Here is a 16591-nt window from a genome sequence, read left to right on the forward strand (position 1 = left end):
TTCATGCCTCTTGCGCCTGCCTCGCCACTCTCTCGCTGGCCTCGGCCAAGGCCCTGAGCCTGCCTGCCGCGGCTTGACCCAACTGCCCGGGCAGAAGGCGCCATTCCCAGTTGCCCTCGGCCACTCCCGGATAATTCATGCGCGCCTCGCCGCCCAGGCCCAAAACATCCTGGACCGGAACGATGGCCGTGTTGGCGGTGGACTTAAAAACCGCCGCGATCATGTCCCAGTGAATCTCCCTGCCGTCGCCGCCGAGGTAGCGCAGAGCCTCGGCGCGCTCCTTGCGGGCCTGCTCGGGCGAGCGGGAGCCGGGCCCTGAGCCGTCGTCGTTGAACCAGCCGACCACGGTGTCGTTGTCATGAGTCCCGGTGTAGGCCACGCAGCGTTCTGGATAGCGGGGCGGCAGGAAATTCTCGGCCTGCTCGTCGGCGCCGAAAGCGAACTGGAGGACGCGCATCCCGGGCAGGCCGAAGCGGTCCCGCAGCGCCGAAACCTCGGTAGTGAGACAACCCAAGTCCTCGGCGATGAGCTCCAGTTCCGGCAGCTGCGGGAGAGCCTTTTCGAAAAACGCGGCCTGCGGGCCCGGGACCCAGCGCCCTTCCTTGGCGGTCTTGGCCGAGGCCGGGATTTCCCAGTATCTTTGGAAGCCGATAAAATGGTCCAAGCGCACCGCGTCGAAGCGCCGGGCCGCGATCTTGAGCCGCGCGATCCACCAGTCGTAGCCGCGCCGGGCAAGCTCGTCCCAGCGGTACAAGGGGTTGCCCCACAGCTGGCCGGTCTGGCTGAAGTAGTCGGGAGGAACACCGGCCATAAGGCTGGGGCGACCGTCGGCCCCCAGGTGGAACACCTCCTGGCAGGCCCAGACGTCGGCGCTTTCATGGGCCGCGTAGATGGGAACGTCCCCGATCAAGCGCACGCCCCGGGAAGCGGCATAACAGCGCAGAGCCTGCCATTGCCGGTCAAAAAGAAACTGCAGGAATTGATGGTAGGTCGCGCTCTCGAAGAGGTTCCTCAACGCGTCTTGGCCCCAGTTCCGGAACTCGCGCTTGCGGAACATCGGCTCCCAATCCACCCAGGGAGCCCCGCCGTGCTTCTCCTTGAGGGCGCAGAACAGGGAATATTCATCCACCCAGTCGTGGTTCTTGTTGTAAAAAGCCCTGAAGGCGTCCCAGTGCTCGGAGGTCGCCCGGCTCATGAAGCGCGAGAATGCCTGGCGCAGGCGCGGCTCCTTGTAATGGGCCGCGGCCCGGTAGTCCGCGCGGCCGGGAGGAAACGCCGGCGCGCCCACGATGTCGGCTTCATCGAGAAAGCCCTCCCGGGCCATGAGCTCCAAGCTGATCAGCCACGGGTTACCGGCGAAAGACGAGGGAGAGCTGTAGGGAGAATTGCCGGGGCCGGTCGGGCCCACCGGCAGCATCTGCCACAAGCTTTGCCCGGACTCGGCCAGGAAATCCGCGAATTGATAGGCGCACGGGCCCAAATCGCCTGCTCCGTGGGGGCCCGGTAGCGACGTGGGATGCAGGAGAAGGCCGCTGCTCCTGCGGCTTAGAAGGCGATTGATCGCCATAAAAGTATATTTTAACATACTTGAATGCTTCCCAAGGAGAGAAGTCCGGGCTGGGAATGCCTCGGCCTCTTCGCCGTCGTCGCCGTTGCCTTCGCCTTCCTGGTTCAAGCCCCCTTCGTCTACGACGACCTGCGCTATGTCCTGGGCAATCCCTTGGTGACGGGCCCCTGGCCGGGCTGGAAGACCCTGCTGCTGCGCCCGGACCCGAGCCTGGCCTACGAGCCTCTGATAGCCCTTGAACACCGCATCCTCTACTCTTGGGCCGGGGCCCAGCCCTGGATTTACCGCGGCTCGAGCCTCGTCCTCCACGCCGCCAACGCCTGCCTTCTCCTGGCCCTCCTGCGCCGTTGGCCCGGCGACAAGAGCCTGGCTTTTTGGGGCGCCCTCCTCTTCGCCCTGTATCCGGCCCACGTCGAGGTCCTGGCCCTGTCCACCTTCAAGACCCATCTGGAGGTCGCTTTGGCGGCACTCCTTGTCCTCAACATACTCGAGGACGAGAAGGCCTTGTCCGCCGCGGTGCTCGCGGCCTGCTGGGCCCTTTTCGCCTTCGCGCTCTTGTGCAAGGAAACCGCGCTCCTCATCCCCCTCCTGGCGGCCGCGGCCGGCGGAAAGTCAAAAAAACCGGTGCCCGACGCCAGGCTCTGGGCGGGTTGGGGCGTGATCGCCTCGGCCTATGTCGCCCTGCGCCTGGGCCCGGCCCCGCGGCCGCTGGAGCCCCTGATGGGAGGAAGCCTCGGGCGCCACGCGCTGACCTCGGGGAAAATAGGCCTCTGGCTGGCGTCCCAGTTCCCCCTCCCCTGGAACCCCGGGCTTGAACACTCGCTGGCCCCGGTCGGGCCTTGGCCCTCCCTGGAGGCGCTGCTTATCCCGGCCGGCCTAGGCGCCTGCGCCATGATGGCCGCAGCGCTCTTGCGCAAAGACCACCTCTTGGGAAAAGCTGCGGCCTTGATGAGCCTCTCCTTACTGCCTTTCCTCAACATTATTCCACTCTTCAACTTCAGCCTGGTCGCTGACCGTTATCTATACCTGGCAAGCGCGGGCTTTTTCCTCCTGCTCGTTCGCTTCTGTTCCTTAATAAAAGCCGACCGGCGAACCTATGCTCCGATAGCATTGGGGGCCTTGGCTTTCCTTTATGCGGCCATGGATTGGCGCCGCTCTTCCCTGTTCCTGGACCCCCTCGAACTCTGGAAGCAAACCGCCCTGGCGGCCCCCCGAAACCCCAGGGCTAGAGCGGCTCTGGGGGCCGAATGCCTCAAGCGCGGGCTTTATCCGGAAGCCGAGGCCGAGCTGAAGGAGGCCCTGGCCTTGGCCCCCGCCTACTTAGAGCCCTACATGGACTTGGGAGTCCTCTACAGCCAAACAGGACGCATCCAGGAAGCCCTGCGGATCGCCCAGGCTCGGCTGGCCCTGCGGCCCGACGCCGCGGCTTGGCACAATCTCGGGGTTTTCCAAATGAAGGCGGGAAAGACCAAGGAAGGCTTGCTCTCCCTGGAGAAGGGACGGGAATAGTATAATGATGGTCTTATGCCCTTGGAAGGCGCGCTGCAAGTCCTCCTGCCCGAGGCCGGCCGATCACGCATGGTGGCCGGCCTTCCGGCAGCCCTGCGCACGGCCCATCAGGCCGCGCGGGAGCTTTCTTGCGCGCGCATCATTTTCTGCGATCCAGACGCGGACTTCAATGGCTTATGGCGCAGGCAGCTTGAGAGGCTGTCTTTGCCCCTGGCCTGCGCCAACGGGGAGCCGGCGGCCCGTCTTCTCGCGGCCGAAAAGCCATTGCTCGTTGTTTCGTCCGGGGGATTTCCCCGAGAGCTCGCCCTTAAGAAATTCCTGAAGGAAGCCGGGACAGGGGAAGAGGGGCGGGCTTGGCTTTCGGATGGGGAAATCGTCGCCGTCTACCTCCCCCGGGCCGGCGCCATGATGTCCGGTGTGGCGACCGCCGGCGCGGTCGCCAGAAGAGCCTTGAGCGCCGCCCTGGCCTCCCGCCGCGTCGACCGCGGCTGGCAGCCGGCCCGGGATCGGGACTCGGTGCTCGAGGCGGAGAATTCCCTCTATGGCGCCTTGGCAAGCCCCACCGACGGCTATTTGGCGCGCTGGGACAGGCGCCTTTCCATCGCCCTCTCCAAGCGCCTCCTCAAGACGTCCGTCACCCCGAACCAAATCACCACGGCCGGCTTCCTCCTCGGTCTTATGGGCGCCGCGGGCCTGGCCACCGGCCTCTACGCCTGGCAGACGGCCGGCGCCTTTCTCCTCTGGATCAGCTGCATCTTGGACGGCTGCGACGGCGAGATCGCCCGGCTCAAGCTCTTGGCAAGCCCCTGGGGCGGAGCTTACGACCTCGCCGCGGACCACCTCTGCCATCTGGCCACCTTCGCGGCCATTCCATGGGGACTGCACCGGGCCGATCCGTCTTTCGGGTTCCTGGCGCCGGGAGCGCTCCTCGTCTCCGGGCTTATTCTCTGCATGGCCAGCGTCTGGTGGCTGATCCTGCGCCTGCCTGAAAACCGCCGCCGACCCCTCCCCGAGGCGATCGAGCGTCTGGCCAGCCGAGACTACGTTTACGTGGTCCTGCTTCTGGCCGTGATGGGGCGCCTGGAATGGTTCCTGTGGACGGCGGGCGCGGGCTCCCACCTTTTTTGGCTGGCGCTTTGGGGTTTGGCTCTCGCCGCTCCGGCGGCTCAGGGCAAGGGAAGCAGCGAAATCTCGTAGCCCGAAACATGGCCCTTGTAGAGGGTGAGGGGCGCCCCCTGCGCGAAGGAAACGGCCAAGGCGTCGCAGCGCTCGTTGCCCGGAACCCCGCTGTGGCCGCGCACGTATTCCCAAGCGATGGGCCCGCGGTAGGCGGCCACCCGGGCGTCGAGCTCCTGCCAAAGATCGCGGTTGAGCACGCCCTCCCCGGAGGCCGTGCGCCAGCCGCGGCGCTTCCACGACGCGATCCACGAGGTGATGCCGAGGATCACGTATTTCGAGTCGGCGTAGACCGTCATGGGGAAAGTCTCTTCCTTCAACGCCCTGAAGGCCGCTATGGCGGCCGCCAGCTCCATCCGGTTGTTGGTGGTCTGGGCCGAGCGGCCCCCGAGCTCGCGCACCTGGCCTCTGGGATGCAAGACGACCGCGGCCCAGCCTCCGGGGCCGGGGTTTCCCAGGCAGGCGCCGTCAGTGAAAACCGCGATGTGATCCGGCAAGCCTCGCTCCTTCATTAACCGGCAAAAATGTTATCTTTTATTTCATGCCGGCACTAGATCCCTTATGGATCGGCTTTGCCCTGGTGATCTTGGGCATGATGGCCGTGGACCTCGGCCTCTTCCAGCGCAGGGCCCACGTGATTTCGATGCGGGAAGCCGGGCTGTGGTGCCTGATTTGGGCCGCCCTGGCGGGGGCGTTCGCTGTCTGCGTTCATTACCGCCTTGGCCATGAAAAAGCCCTCCAATTCGTCGCCGGCTACCTCCTGGAGCAGTCGCTCAGCGTGGACAACATGTTCGTCTTCGTCATGATCTTCAGCTATTTCTCCATTTCCCCCATGTACCAGTCGCGCATTCTCCACTGGGGCATCCTAGGAGCGATCGCCATGCGCTTCTTCTTCATTTTCGTGGGAGTCTCCCTCATCCGGACCTTCCACTGGATGATCTATGTCTTCGGGATTCTCCTCGTCTTCACAGGGCTCAAGATGGCGTTCCAGGCCGAGGACCAGCACGATCCCGGCGCCAACCCGGCGTTAAAAGCCCTTAAGAAATTCATGCCCCTCTCCGGAGAAATCAAAGACCAAGCCTTCTTCACGCGTCTGGGCGGCCGGCTGCACGCCACGCCTCTTTTCGCCGCCTTGCTCATGGTCGAATTCTCGGACATCATCTTCGCCCTCGACTCCATCCCGGCCGTCATCGCCATCACCCCGGACCCATTCATCGTCTACACCTCCAACATCTTCGCGGTGATGGGCCTGCGCGCCATCTACTTCCTGCTGGCGGGCATGGTCGGAATGTTCCGTTATCTTAAAGCCGGCATCTCCGCGATCCTCGTCTTCGTGGGCGTGAAGATGATGCTCTCCTCCGTCATCGCCATCTCCATCGGTTTCTCCCTTGCCTTCATCGCCGCCGTCCTCTCCCTCTGCGTGGCAGCCTCCCTGTTCCTGCCAAGCAAATAGGTCTTTAGGCCTATTTACTCTCTAGGACTCTTTTTAGTTATAATCAGCCGCGGGCGAGACATGAAGACCATCTACTGCTTCTGCGATGCCAAGGACGTTCGTTCCTTAAAAGGGCTCAAGCCCGAGGAGCTGCGGGCTCTCCTGGGCGGGAAAGGGGCCGGGCTCCTCGAGATGTCCCGCCTCGGGCTCGTCGTTCCACCCGGATTTACCGTCACGACGCAGGTCTGCCGCGCCTATTACCAGCGCCGCGAGGCGCGCAAGATGACGCGGTTTTCCATGCGCCATCCCGCGCGCTCGGCCCAGGCGCTTCCGCGGCAGGTCTTGAAGGACTTCATCGCCGCCATGGCCGCGCTCGAAAAGGCGGCGGGACGGAAATTCGGCGACGAGGCAAACCCCCTCCTCGTTTCGGTGCGCTCCGGAGCCAAATTTTCCATGCCCGGGATGATGGACACCATACTAGACCTGGGCTTGAACGACCGGACCATCCAAGGCCTCGAGGCTCAGACCCGCAACCCGCGTTTTGCCTGGGACTGCTATCGGCGATTCATCGCGATGTTCGGCAACGTGGTCAAGGGCATCGACAAGGATCATTTCGAGACGGCGCTGCGCTCCATCAAGACCAGGGGCCGCGTCAAGGAGGACTCGGAACTTTCCACCCAGAGCCTCAAGAAACTGGTCGACATCTCCAAGGAGATATACATCGAGCAGGCGGGATTCCCTTTCCCGCAGAATCCCTGGGACCAGCTGCGCATGGCGGTTACCGCTGTCTTTGAGTCCTGGAATAATCCCCGCGCCATCGCCTACCGCAAGCAGAGCCGCATCCCCGATTCCCTGGGCACGGCCTGCACCGTGCAGGCCATGGTGTTCGGCAACATGGGCGGCGACTGCGCCACGGGGGTGGGATTCACGCGCGACCCCGGCACCGGGGAAAGACGCTTCTACGGAGAATATCTCGTCAACGCCCAGGGAGAGGACGTCGTGGCCGGCGCGCGCACCCCCAAGCCCCTGGCGCAGATGAAGAGCGAGCTGCCGCGGGTCCATTGCCGGCTAGAGTCCATCGCCAAGAAGCTCGAGCGCCACTACAAGGACATCCAGGACATGGAGTTCACCGTTGAGAAAGGCCGGCTCTACATGCTGCAAACCAGAACGGGGAAACGCTCGGCCCTAGCCGCGCTCCGAATCGCCGTCGACATGGTGGAGGAAGGCCTTATCTCCGAGGAGGCCGCGGTCGAGCGCCTCTCCTGCGGCCAGCTCGACGAGCTCTTGCGGCCCGTCTTCGACTCCCAGGCCCGGGCCAAACACCGGATCTTGGCCAAGGGGCTGGCGGCCGGGCCGGGCGCGGCCTCGGGGCGCATCGCTTTCTCGGCCGCCGAGGCCGAGGCCTCGGCGCGCTCTGGCCCGGTGATCCTGGTCCGGCCGGAAACCAACCCCGATGACATCCACGGCATGATCGCGGCCCAAGGCATTCTCACCATGACCGGCGGGCTCACCAGCCACGCGGCCGTCGTGGGGCGCGGCCTCGGCAAGGTCTGCGTGGTGGGCTGCGAGACCCTGCGGATTCACGAGGCGGAAAAATCCCTGCGCATGAACGGCTCCGTGCTGCGCTCGGGCGATTTCATCTCTCTTGACGGCTTCACGGGAGACGTGATCGAAGGGCAAGTCGAGACCCAGCCCTCCCAAATCCTCCGCATCCTCCTGGGCGAGCTCGCGGAGGACGGCTCCGAGCTCTTCAAAGCCTTCAAGCGCTTCATGGGCTGGGTGGACAAGGCCAGAGACCTCGCGGTCTGGGCCAACGGCGACACCCCGCAGGACGCCAAGACAGCCCTGGCCCTGGGTGCCGCCGGAATCGGGCTCTGCCGCACCGAGCACATGTTTTTCAAGGAAGACCGCATCGCCAAGATGTTCGCAATGATCGTGGCCGAGACCGACGAGGAGCGCTACGAGGCCTTGGAAGCCCTCTTCCCGCTCCAGAAGCAGGACTTTCTCGCCATATTCCGCCAGATGAAGGGCCTGCCGGTCACCATCCGCACCTTGGACCCTCCCCTGCACGAGTTCCTGCCGCGCACCCTCGAGGAGGCGGAAAAGCTTTGCCGCAAGCTCGGCTTCAACGTTAAAAAGATATGGGCCAAGACCTTGGAGCTCAAGGAATCCAACCCCATGCTGGGCCACCGCGGCTGCCGCCTGGGCATCACCTATCCCGAGATCACCGAGATGCAGGCCCGTGCCATACTCTCAGCGGCCTGCGAGGCCGCCAAGGAGGGCGTCGCTGTCTCTCCGGAGATCATGATCCCCTTGGTCGGCCACGCGGCCGAGCTTAGGCACCAGAGGGAGAGGGTGGAGGCCGCAGCTCAAGAGGCGCTCTCGCGCTATAAGATGAAGATTCCCTATCGGATAGGCACCATGATCGAGGTCCCGCGGGCCGCGGTCACCGCCCACGAGATCGCGCGCGAGGCCGATTTTTTTTCTTTCGGGACCAACGACATGACCCAGATGACCTTGGGCTTTTCCCGAGACGACTACGGCCGCTACATGCGCAAGTACCAGGAGCTCAAGGTTCTCCCAGAGGATCCCTTCCAGAGCCTGGACCAGGCCGGGGTCGGGGAGCTCGTGCGCTGGGCCATCGAGAAGGGGCGGCGGGAAAAGCCGAACCTCAAGATCGGTATCTGCGGCGAGCATGGGGGAGACCCGGCCTCCATCGCTTTCTTCGACGAGGTCGGAGTGGACTACGTCTCATGCTCCCCGTACCGAGTGCCGGTGGCGCGCCTGGCCGCGGCCCAGGCCGCGCTCAGGCGCAGGCGGAGAAAATAGTCAACCAGAAACAGACGCACGGAGGCCTCATGCGCAGGTTCTTCTGGCTGTTGTCGTGCCTGATTTCCTGCTCGCACCAGGCGCAGGCCCTGGCTGCGGCCTCCTCCCCTCCCCCCCGCCCCCAGATCCATCAGCGCTCCGAGTTGGGCCTCTCCGATGTCATCCCGGACGTGGAGGAGGACGTTCCCAAAGTCCGCATCATCGTGCACCACACCGACATCGTGATCTCGTCGCAAACCAAGAAGCTCGACGCCGGACAGAGCTGGGAGGCCGCCAAGGCCCATTACCATCAGGTGCGCGACGGGCACATCTACGGGGAGCATTGGAGCGACATCGGCTACCATTACCTCGTGGACTGGGAGGGAAGGATATTGGTGGGCCGGCCCCTGCACCTACTGGGGGCGCACACCTTCTCCTACAACGCGGGCAGCGTCGGCATCGCCCTCATGGGAGACATCGAAAACCAGCACGCCACGCCCAAGCAGCTGGAAAGCCTGCAGGACCTCATCTCCTGGATCCTCTACTCCCACAAGCAGATCGCCCCCTCCCAGGTCTACGGACACCAGGACTTCAACAGCACCCACTGCCCCGGGCACTACCTCGATGATCCCAAGGACGCGGACTCGCCCTTCAAGCGGATGAAGAAGAGGCTGATGGCGAGTCTCCTCCTCACTCCCAAATTATCGGAGAAACGCCTGGAAACACTCCCCTTGAGCGCGCCCTGGCTTATCAACGGTGGACGGTGGTGAGGCCCGGGCGCTCCCCGGGCCGAGCCCTAGGGAACTAATATGCCTGCTATGGTGGCGGTCATGAAGGTCGCGATGGCCCCCACGATCATGGCCTTAAAGCCGAGCTTGGCCAAGTCATGCCGCCGGGTCGGAGCGATGGCGGAGATGCCTCCGATCTGTATCGCGATGGAGGAGAAGTTGGCAAAGCCCGACAGGGCGTAGCTGGCGATGATGACCGAGCGGTAGGAGATGGGAGAGCCCTTCTGGAGGATATCGGCCAGCTGGAGGTAGGCCACGAATTCGTTGACCACGGTCTTGACCCCCAGCAGCTGTCCCACGGTCCAGCAGTCCGCGGCGGGAACCCCCATCACCCAGGCCAGGGGCCAGCCCACCAGGCCGAACAGCCACTCCAAGGAGACGTGCGGGGCCCCGAGGAGGGCGGCGGTTTTCTGCAGGAGAACGTTGGCCAAGGCGATGAGGGCGATGAAGGCCAGGAGCATGGCCGCCACGTTGAAGGCGAGTTGCAGCCCCTCCGAGGCCCCCCGGGCCGCGGCGTCTATGAGGTTGGCATCTAGTTTTTCCTTGCCCATGCTGACGTAGCCGCCGGTGACGGGCTTCTCGGTCTCCGGAATCGCTATCTTGGCGCAGGCCAAAGCCGCCGGGGCCGACATCACGGACTGGGCGATCAAATGCCCGGCGATGTCCGGGAAATATTTGTAGAGCATCCCGACGTAGGCCGCCAGCACCCCGCCCGCCGTGTTGGCGAACCCGCCCACCATGATGGCCAAGAGCTCCGACTGGGTCATGTCCCGGATGTAAGGCTTGACCACCAGGGGAGCCTCGGTCTGGCCCACGAAGATGTTGGCGGCGGTGGAGAGGGTTTCCGCCCCCGAACACTTCATGGTCTTCTGCATGGCGACGGCAAAGAAGTTGACCACCCACTGCATGACTCCCAGATGGTAGCCCACCGTCATAAGGGCGGAGAAGAATATGATGGTCGGGAGCACGTTGAAGGTGAAGTTCACCATGCCGTTGTCCACCTGGCCGGTGACGAATGAGCGGAAGAGAAACTTCGTGCCCTCCTGGGAGAAGCCGAGCAAGGCCAAGGTCCCGTCGTTGAGCTTCGAGAAGAACCACAGGCCGGGAGCGGTCTTTAAGACCAGGATGCCGAAAGCAAACTGCAGGCCCATGCCCCAGGCCACCAAGCGCCAGTTGATCTTGGAGCGGTCGCTCGACATGAGATAACAAAGGCCTATCAAGACGAACAAGCCCAGGACCGAGACGCAGCGATTAAGGAGGCTCGTGTTGCCGCTTTCGGCCTTCAGGCTCATGACCCTGGAAGCTATCGGAGCGGATGCCTCCTGGACGGCGGGCTTGGCCGTCGACGCCGCAGGGCCCGAGGCGAAGGCCGCCACGCCGAGGTATCCCGCCAAGGCGCAGACGATGTAGAAAATCCAAAGCCGTCCGAAGGAGGCGGGGGTCATGGTTCGTTTCATGTCGAGGATTATATAAAACAATTCCGGAACGCGGGGCGGGGAATTTGCTACTTTGTAGTCTCGCGTGATCGAATCCGTCAAAAGCATCCTCCACTTCGTCTACGACGTCCAAGGCCTGATCCAATGGGGAGGGCTGACCCTCATCTGCGCCGTGGTATTCGTTGAGACCGGGCTGTTCGTTGGGTTTTTCCTCCCTGGAGACTCGCTCCTGGTGACGGCGGGGGTCTTCTCCCGCATGGGGCTCATCCCGCTTGCCTGGCTCCTGCCCTCCGTGGCGGCCTGCGCGATTTTAGGCGACCAACTGGGCTACGCCATCGGCCGCAAGACCGGCCAGGCGCTATTTAAGCGGGAGGATGGCCTGTTCTTCAAGAAAAAACACCTCGTCCGCACCCATGACTTCTACGAAAAATATGGCGCCAAAACCATAGTTTTGGCGCGCTTTGTCCCCATCGTGCGGACTTTCGCCCCGGTGGTGGCGGGGATCGCGAGCATGAACTACGCGCGCTTCGTCGCCTACAATATCTCGGGAGGCCTTCTCTGGGTGCTGAGCACCGTGCTTGGCGGCTACGGCCTGGCGTCCTTGGTTCCCGACATCGAGAAGAAGATACACGCCGTCATACTGGTCGTGATCTTTCTCTCCGTGCTGCCGGGCCTAATCGAGTTCTGGCGGGCGCGGCGGCGAGCCTAGATATCCTCGAGGTGCGGCTTGCCACCCGGAGGGGCGAGCCAGCGCAGGCTCGTCCTTTTTCCATCGCGGCTAAAATAAACGGCCACCTCCTGGCCGTCGCGCGACGGATCATCCATGCGGAGGATGATTCTAGCGTTGGGTCTTGCGTCTTCCTTGATTAAGCCTTGATCCGAGGCCAGCCGGAGGGTCAGGAATTTCAGGAGCTTGAGGCGGTTACGCTCGTTGAGCTTTCCTGAGAATAGGCCGCCCTCTTGCTTTGCGGCGATGTCCAGGGCGGAGCTCAGCCGAGCCTTCGCATCCATGTCCATATAAACCCCTAGCTCATCCATTTGCTTGGGCATCCGCTTGTCGTATTCCTGCACCAGCCAGGCCACCTGACCCAGCGTGATCGCATGAGTAAGACCTGTCTTCTCGCGCAGTGCTTTCTTGGGCAGGCGGTATTTGCTGATCGCAGTAACACGGAGATACACATCCGGCATCCCCTTTCTCGCAAAAACCGTGAACCCCTCCATGATACTATCACGACCGATGCGCATGACCCCGGCTGTTGGGTTCTCCACGCTCACCATGGTGATGCGCAGCTCATCCTGGGTGTCTTGAATATCGGCCAGGTAGCCTGGCGCCGCGAAATAACCGTCCCCATAAAGGCAGAAATAGGTCATTCCCTCATTGTTGACCCAATAATGCCATCGTTTACTGCCAAAATCCGAGACGACAGGAACTCCAGCATTGCTGAAGGCCTCGGGGTCGTTGCAGGACTCGATGCTCATGGCCTTGGCTTTATCTACCGCCGCCTTGGCGCCGCCGACGTTCAAGTCCTGCGCGTGCGCAGACCATGGAAGAGCCGCCGCCATCGCCGTCAGGATGATCTTCTTCATTCTTCTCTTGCCTCCTTTCCTAAATAAGGAATTGCGAAAGCAATGAAGTATTGCCCCCCCCCCGGAATTTTGTCAAGGGCCCAGCCGCTCGCGGCGGGGCCGCCGCCTCAATGCGGCCATTCGTAAGACGACCGATGGGCGTCGAGGGAGTCGGCGTAGTCTATGAACTTGGCGTAGAAGGGGTGCTGGCCGATGGTGGCGCTGTCGCCGATGACGATCAGGAGGCGCCGGGCCCGGGTCATGGCCACGTTCATGCGCCGGGTGTCGGAGAGAAACCCGACCTCGCCGTCCGCGTTGGAGCGCACGAGAGAAACGATGGTCGCCTCTTTTTCCCGGCCCTGGAACCCATCCACCGAGCCGATCTCAAGATGCGGTATTTTGACCAAGGACTTGAGAATCTTGGCCTGGGCCACGTAAGGCGTCAAAATGGCGAGCTGGCGGGGTTCGATGCCGGCCGAGAGGAGCTCCTCCATGAGCCGGACGGCGAGCTTGGCCTCGCCCATATTCTCCCGGCTTTCCAGGAGCTCGTTCCAGGATTCCTCGAAGCCCGCGCCCGCCGTGTCCACGTAGGTGAGCGGAGCCCCGGTGAGCTCGGTCGCCGCGACGCCGGGAAGCTCGGACGCGGTGTGGGCGCGCACGGACTCGTCGGCGATCAGCTTGCCCTCGTAGAACTGGCTTGAGGAAAATCCCATGATGGACTCGTGCATGCGGTACTGGACGCGCAAGAGGGTTTGCAGGGACTCGGGCAGGATTTCCTTCAAGCGGTCGAATAAAGTGGTGGCCAGCCCTTCCTCGGCGGCCTTGCGGGAATAGATGGTGGGCGGCAATTGAAGGGAGTCCCCAGCGAAAACCGCCCGCTCGGCCATCAAGATGGGCACCCAGGACAAGGGCTCGGTCGCCTGGGAGGCCTCGTCCAGGGCCACCAAGTCGAAATTGCCCTTGACGAGCTTGCGCGAGATCCCGGCGTGGGTCGCCAGCACCACCTGGGCCTGGGCGATGAGGCGCCGCGAAATCTCGAACTCGAGGTCGCGGGCCGCGCGCCAGAGCTTCATGACCTCCCGCTCCCTGTCCTGCCTCTCATCGTAGCCGAGCTGGCCCCGGCCGAAGCGCGACTTTTTCTTGATGAGTCGCTCCCGCCAGGCGTCAAGCTCTCGCACTTCATCGTAGGCCGGGTCCTCCTCGACCAAGGCGGCTAAATTGTTGTGGCGCAGGGATTCCAAGGTGCGCGCGGGATGCCCCAAGCGCACCACGCGCAGGTTCGTCTCGGCGAGCTTCTCCAGCATGTTGTCCACCGCGATGTTGGAGGGGGCTGTGGCCAGAACCCTCTCTCCTCTCGCCGCGGCCTGGCGGATGATCTCGACTAAGACCGTGGTCTTTCCGGTGCCGGGAGGGCCATGGATGAGGGCCACGTCCTCGGCGCCCACGCAGGATTTGACGGCCTCCCTTTGGAATTTGTTCAAGGCCGGGTTGAAGTAGGCCAACTCCCGGACGCCGCGGGTCCTGGGCTTTTTGGACCCCAGGCAAATCTCGCGAAGCTCGGCCAAGCGGTTCTTTTTGGCCTCGGCCGTATTGGCCAAGGCCTTTTTCATCCGTTTGTAGGTGGCCTCGGAGCCCAGGAGGTCTACTTGACAGGAGCCTCCGCGCGGAGCGTGCGCCGGGCCGGGGCCGTTCAAGGCGACCGTGGCCCGGTATTCGTCGACCTTGTAAAGGGTTCCCTCGGAGCTCCTCGGCTCCGTCCCCTCGGGGAAGGTAACCAGGACGTTGTCGCCCGCTCCCATGGCGTGGAAAGGGGCGAGCTCCTCTGCTTTGGGCGCCCGCGCCAAGGTCACCAGAGGCATCCCCCCCAGCCCCTCCTCGCGAGACTCCAGCGAGAGGGAGGTCACGGTCTTGCCCAGGGCTTCCCGGGTGGCTATGGGGTAGCGCTGGAGTTCCCGGAGATTCTCGGCCTTTTCGGCCTGGCGCTCGACCTCCAAGAGCTCCTGGAGCTTCTCAAAATGCCCCTGTTTTTTCATAATGAATTCTAGCATTTGTTATACTTCTGCCGTGGCGGCGCGCTCGTTTCAACTGCTCAAGCGGAACCGGCCGGGCTCGGGCGATTTCTCCCGCTATCTCGACAAATACATCGGGGGCAACAAGCTCGCCTTGCTGCGCTCGGGCGGCGAGGTCTTCAATGCCATGTGGGAGGCCATCGACTCGGCCAAGGAGACGATCCACCTTGAGTCCTACATGTTCAACGGCGACAGAACCGGCCGGGAATTCGCCCGACGCCTTCAGGAGAAAGCCAGGCTCGGGGTCCGGGTGCGGGTCATTTTCGACTCGATCGGATCCATGTATTTGAGCTCGGTGCTCGTCAACCGCATGAGAAACAGCGGCATCCAGCTCTTGGAGTACCATCCCATAGCCCCCTGGCGGCCGCGCTGGTCCTGGGGCCGCCGCGACCATCGCAAAATCCTGGTAGTGGACGGAAAAGTCGCCTTCACCGGCGGGGTGAACATCTCGGACGACCACGCCCCGGTCCGCGACGGCGGCCGCGAATGGCGAGACACCCACGTGCGCCTGGAAGGGCCGGCCGCCTACGAGCTCGACCGGCTCTTCCGCAGCGTCTGGTACAAGGAAACCGGGCGCTGGTTCAAGTCCGTGGGGATAGCCCACTACGCCCGGGGAAACTCCTTGGTCTGGGTGGCGGCCAACCAGGAATTCCTGCACCGCTACCGGATCCGCTCCGCTTATCTCAGCGCGCTGCGCGCGGCCCGAAAGGAGGTCCTCATCTCCAACGCCTATTTCCTTCCCGACCGGCGCACCCGGCATGCCCTGGCCGCGGCTTCCCGGAGAGGAGTCTGCGTCAAAATTCTAGTGCCCGGCTCCTCGGACATCAAGTCCGTGTGGTACGCCTCGCGCTACCGCTACGCAGCACTTCTGCGCCACGGGGTGAGGCTTTTCGAGTGGCCGGGGCCGGTCCTGCACGAGAAGATCGCCGTGGTCGACGAAACCTGGTGCGCGGTGGGTTCCTACAACATGGATCACAGGAGCCTTCTGCACAATCTAGAGGTGAACCTCCATATCCTCAACTCCAAGTTCGTGGGCGAGCTCGCCCAGCTCATCCGGGACGGCATAGCCGGGTCCAAGGAGATCAAGCTCGAGGGGTGGGAGCGCCGGCCCTACCGGGAGAAGGTGCTGGAGCGGTTCTTCTATTTCTTCAGGTACTTCTTCTAGGACTTAAAGCCAGGCCCCGGGCGCGGCCGCGCCCGGGGCGAAGGGAAGCTCCCCCAGTCGAGCAAGATGCCGTAATGCGGGGGAGCTAAAAACTCAGCGACGGAAGCTTAAGGAAGCTCATATCGTGGATCTAAGGGCCGATTTTGGGAACCCCCATTCTCATCGGAGCTTGAAGGTTTACGACGCGCCTCCTTTTCAATATCAAAAATATGCCGGGCCTGGTCAATCTGGACAGCCGCCTGGTCCACGTTCTCTTTCGTCAATGGGGCCGAATTGAGAAGGCGTCTGGCTTTGGTCAGCACCGCTTTAACACTCACTTTTCCGACGATTGGAAGACCCATGCCTGAATCATTGAATTCCCGCCAAAGGACCAGGATGCGCTCGCGCAGCTTTTCCGCCCGTTCATCCAAGAAGATCCTGCGGATGTTTTCGGCAGCCCGAGGAGCATCTTCACCGACAAATGTGTCCGGAGTAGCGTTGCCATTGCCTGGGAAACAACCAACAACTCCAATTGCGGCCAGCCAGACCAAGACGATCTTGCCCATTAGTCGGTCTCTCACGACTACTCCCGATTATTCCAGCGCCGAGGCTGGCGCGGCTGGAGATGATCCGTCTTCTTCTGGAACTCGGCCACGGCATTGTCCTGCGCCATCCGTTCGGAATCGGAAAAGAGACGAGAAGCTTCGCCATAATTGCCACGGTCGTTGAGCGCCCGGCGGGCGTCAGTCAGCTTGGCCCGCACCTCGACGCGACCCTCTGAACGCTCGACCGCCTGCCAGAGCTTCAGGATTTTCTCGCGCAAGTTATCGGCCCGGTATTGGGCGGAAAGCCTTCCCGCCTCGGCTTGCGCTTGCCGCAGAGCCTTCATCTCCAGGGCCTCGTCGGTCATGGCTCGAGCCGTGCTAAGCCCTGCCGCAAAAATGACGGCCGCGCCAAGTCCAACTGTAAAAATCTTGCTCATATCAAACCTCCTGAGAATCGCGTCCATACTACAAAGGGTAGCCTCGCGGGGGCGGGGCCGCCAGGAGCTTTCGGCCTACCTAAGTTCTAGGCCAAAAGGCCTACATCCGGAAGT

At 63.1% G+C, this 16591-nt stretch carries 14 protein-coding genes; 7 read left to right on the forward strand and 7 right to left on the reverse strand.

Features of this window, described 5'->3' with window-relative positions; genetic code table 11:
• Position 1 precedes the first annotated feature (1 nt).
• Positions 2 to 1567, reverse strand: a complete 1566-nt coding sequence (malQ, locus tag HY921_03470; protein MBI5629927.1) for a 4-alpha-glucanotransferase — start codon at positions 1565 to 1567, stop codon at positions 2 to 4.
• A 24-nt stretch (positions 1568 to 1591) separates the two neighbouring features.
• Between malQ and HY921_03475 the strand changes: the two genes are divergently transcribed.
• Together HY921_03475 and HY921_03480 are read left to right on the forward strand one after the other, a co-directional pair.
• Complete coding sequence (locus tag HY921_03475) at positions 1592 to 3076, forward strand: tetratricopeptide repeat protein (protein ID MBI5629928.1); 1485 nt, start codon at positions 1592 to 1594, stop codon at positions 3074 to 3076.
• A gap of 15 nt (positions 3077 to 3091) precedes the next feature.
• Positions 3092 to 4273, forward strand: a complete 1182-nt coding sequence (locus tag HY921_03480) for a CDP-alcohol phosphatidyltransferase family protein (protein MBI5629929.1) — start codon at positions 3092 to 3094, stop codon at positions 4271 to 4273.
• On the opposite strand, the gene rnhA is transcribed toward HY921_03480, so the two are convergent.
• Positions 4243 to 4764: a ribonuclease HI gene (gene rnhA / locus HY921_03485; GenBank protein ID MBI5629930.1), complete on the reverse strand. Its 522-nt coding sequence runs from the start codon at positions 4762 to 4764 to the stop codon at positions 4243 to 4245. The genes HY921_03480 and rnhA overlap by 31 nt on opposite strands.
• Positions 4765 to 4793: 29 nt before the next feature.
• Here rnhA and HY921_03490 point away from each other — a divergent pair, with 29 nt between their 5' ends.
• From HY921_03490 to HY921_03500, 3 genes are read left to right on the forward strand one after another with little or no spacing between them, the layout of a single operon-like run.
• On the forward strand, positions 4794 to 5705 hold the full coding sequence (locus tag HY921_03490; protein MBI5629931.1) for a TerC family protein: 912 nt from the start codon (positions 4794 to 4796) through the stop codon (positions 5703 to 5705).
• Positions 5706 to 5765: 60 nt separating this feature from the next.
• Complete coding sequence (locus HY921_03495; protein MBI5629932.1) at positions 5766 to 8513, forward strand: pyruvate, phosphate dikinase; 2748 nt, start codon at positions 5766 to 5768, stop codon at positions 8511 to 8513.
• Between the two features lie 29 nt (positions 8514 to 8542).
• Positions 8543 to 9262, forward strand: coding sequence for an N-acetylmuramoyl-L-alanine amidase (locus HY921_03500; GenBank protein MBI5629933.1), 720 nt, complete (start codon positions 8543 to 8545; stop codon positions 9260 to 9262).
• Between the two features lie 26 nt (positions 9263 to 9288).
• Here the strand turns inward: HY921_03500 and HY921_03505 are convergent, their stop codons facing one another.
• Positions 9289 to 10572, reverse strand: coding sequence for a NupC/NupG family nucleoside CNT transporter (locus HY921_03505; protein MBI5629934.1), 1284 nt, complete (start codon positions 10570 to 10572; stop codon positions 9289 to 9291).
• A 232-nt stretch (positions 10573 to 10804) separates the two neighbouring features.
• Here HY921_03505 and HY921_03510 point away from each other — a divergent pair, with 232 nt between their 5' ends.
• The gene (locus HY921_03510; protein ID MBI5629935.1) at positions 10805 to 11425 is read left to right on the forward strand and encodes a VTT domain-containing protein; all 621 of its coding nucleotides are present in this window, start codon (positions 10805 to 10807) and stop codon (positions 11423 to 11425) included.
• On the opposite strand, the gene HY921_03515 is transcribed toward HY921_03510, so the two are convergent.
• Together HY921_03515 and HY921_03520 are read right to left on the reverse strand one after the other, a co-directional pair.
• Entirely contained in the window at positions 11422 to 12303 is an 882-nt protein-coding gene (locus tag HY921_03515) for a hypothetical protein (protein ID MBI5629936.1), read from the reverse strand. The genes HY921_03510 and HY921_03515 overlap by 4 nt on opposite strands.
• Before the next feature lie 107 nt (positions 12304 to 12410).
• Positions 12411 to 14315: an AAA family ATPase gene (locus tag HY921_03520; protein ID MBI5629937.1), complete on the reverse strand. Its 1905-nt coding sequence runs from the start codon at positions 14313 to 14315 to the stop codon at positions 12411 to 12413.
• Between the two features lie 31 nt (positions 14316 to 14346).
• Here HY921_03520 and HY921_03525 point away from each other — a divergent pair, with 31 nt between their 5' ends.
• Positions 14347 to 15516, forward strand: a complete 1170-nt coding sequence (locus tag HY921_03525) for a cardiolipin synthase ClsB (GenBank protein MBI5629938.1) — start codon at positions 14347 to 14349, stop codon at positions 15514 to 15516.
• 107 nt (positions 15517 to 15623) lie between these two features.
• On the opposite strand, the gene HY921_03530 is transcribed toward HY921_03525, so the two are convergent.
• Together HY921_03530 and HY921_03535 are read right to left on the reverse strand one after the other, a co-directional pair.
• The gene (locus HY921_03530; protein MBI5629939.1) at positions 15624 to 16061 is read right to left on the reverse strand and encodes a hypothetical protein; all 438 of its coding nucleotides are present in this window, start codon (positions 16059 to 16061) and stop codon (positions 15624 to 15626) included.
• Between the two features lie 17 nt (positions 16062 to 16078).
• The gene (locus tag HY921_03535) at positions 16079 to 16477 is read right to left on the reverse strand and encodes a hypothetical protein (protein MBI5629940.1); all 399 of its coding nucleotides are present in this window, start codon (positions 16475 to 16477) and stop codon (positions 16079 to 16081) included.
• Positions 16478 to 16591 lie beyond the last annotated feature (114 nt).

The sequence above is a fragment of the Elusimicrobiota bacterium genome (assembly GCA_016218575.1).
In the GTDB taxonomy this organism is placed as follows: Bacteria; Elusimicrobiota; Elusimicrobia; order UBA1565; family UBA9628; genus JACRDN01.

Excerpts from the sequence above, each read along its gene's own strand:
- HY921_03515 (MBI5629936.1), bottom strand. The coding sequence starts at position 12,303 with ATGAAGAAGATCATCCTGACGGCGATGGCGGCGGCTCTTCCATGGTCT.
- HY921_03500 (MBI5629933.1), top strand. The coding sequence starts at position 8,543 with ATGCGCAGGTTCTTCTGGCTGTTGTCGTGCCTGATTTCCTGCTCGCAC.
- malQ (MBI5629927.1), bottom strand. The coding sequence starts at position 1,567 with ATGGCGATCAATCGCCTTCTAAGCCGCAGGAGCAGCGGCCTTCTCCTG.
- HY921_03530 (MBI5629939.1), bottom strand. The coding sequence starts at position 16,061 with ATGGGCAAGATCGTCTTGGTCTGGCTGGCCGCAATTGGAGTTGTTGGT.
- HY921_03495 (MBI5629932.1), top strand. The coding sequence starts at position 5,766 with ATGAAGACCATCTACTGCTTCTGCGATGCCAAGGACGTTCGTTCCTTA.
- HY921_03475 (MBI5629928.1), top strand. The coding sequence starts at position 1,592 with ATGCTTCCCAAGGAGAGAAGTCCGGGCTGGGAATGCCTCGGCCTCTTC.
- HY921_03505 (MBI5629934.1), bottom strand. The coding sequence starts at position 10,572 with ATGAGCCTGAAGGCCGAAAGCGGCAACACGAGCCTCCTTAATCGCTGC.
- HY921_03535 (MBI5629940.1), bottom strand. The coding sequence starts at position 16,477 with ATGAGCAAGATTTTTACAGTTGGACTTGGCGCGGCCGTCATTTTTGCG.
- rnhA (MBI5629930.1), bottom strand. The coding sequence starts at position 4,764 with ATGAAGGAGCGAGGCTTGCCGGATCACATCGCGGTTTTCACTGACGGC.
- HY921_03480 (MBI5629929.1), top strand. The coding sequence starts at position 3,092 with ATGCCCTTGGAAGGCGCGCTGCAAGTCCTCCTGCCCGAGGCCGGCCGA.
- HY921_03490 (MBI5629931.1), top strand. The coding sequence starts at position 4,794 with ATGCCGGCACTAGATCCCTTATGGATCGGCTTTGCCCTGGTGATCTTG.
- HY921_03520 (MBI5629937.1), bottom strand. The coding sequence starts at position 14,315 with ATGAAAAAACAGGGGCATTTTGAGAAGCTCCAGGAGCTCTTGGAGGTC.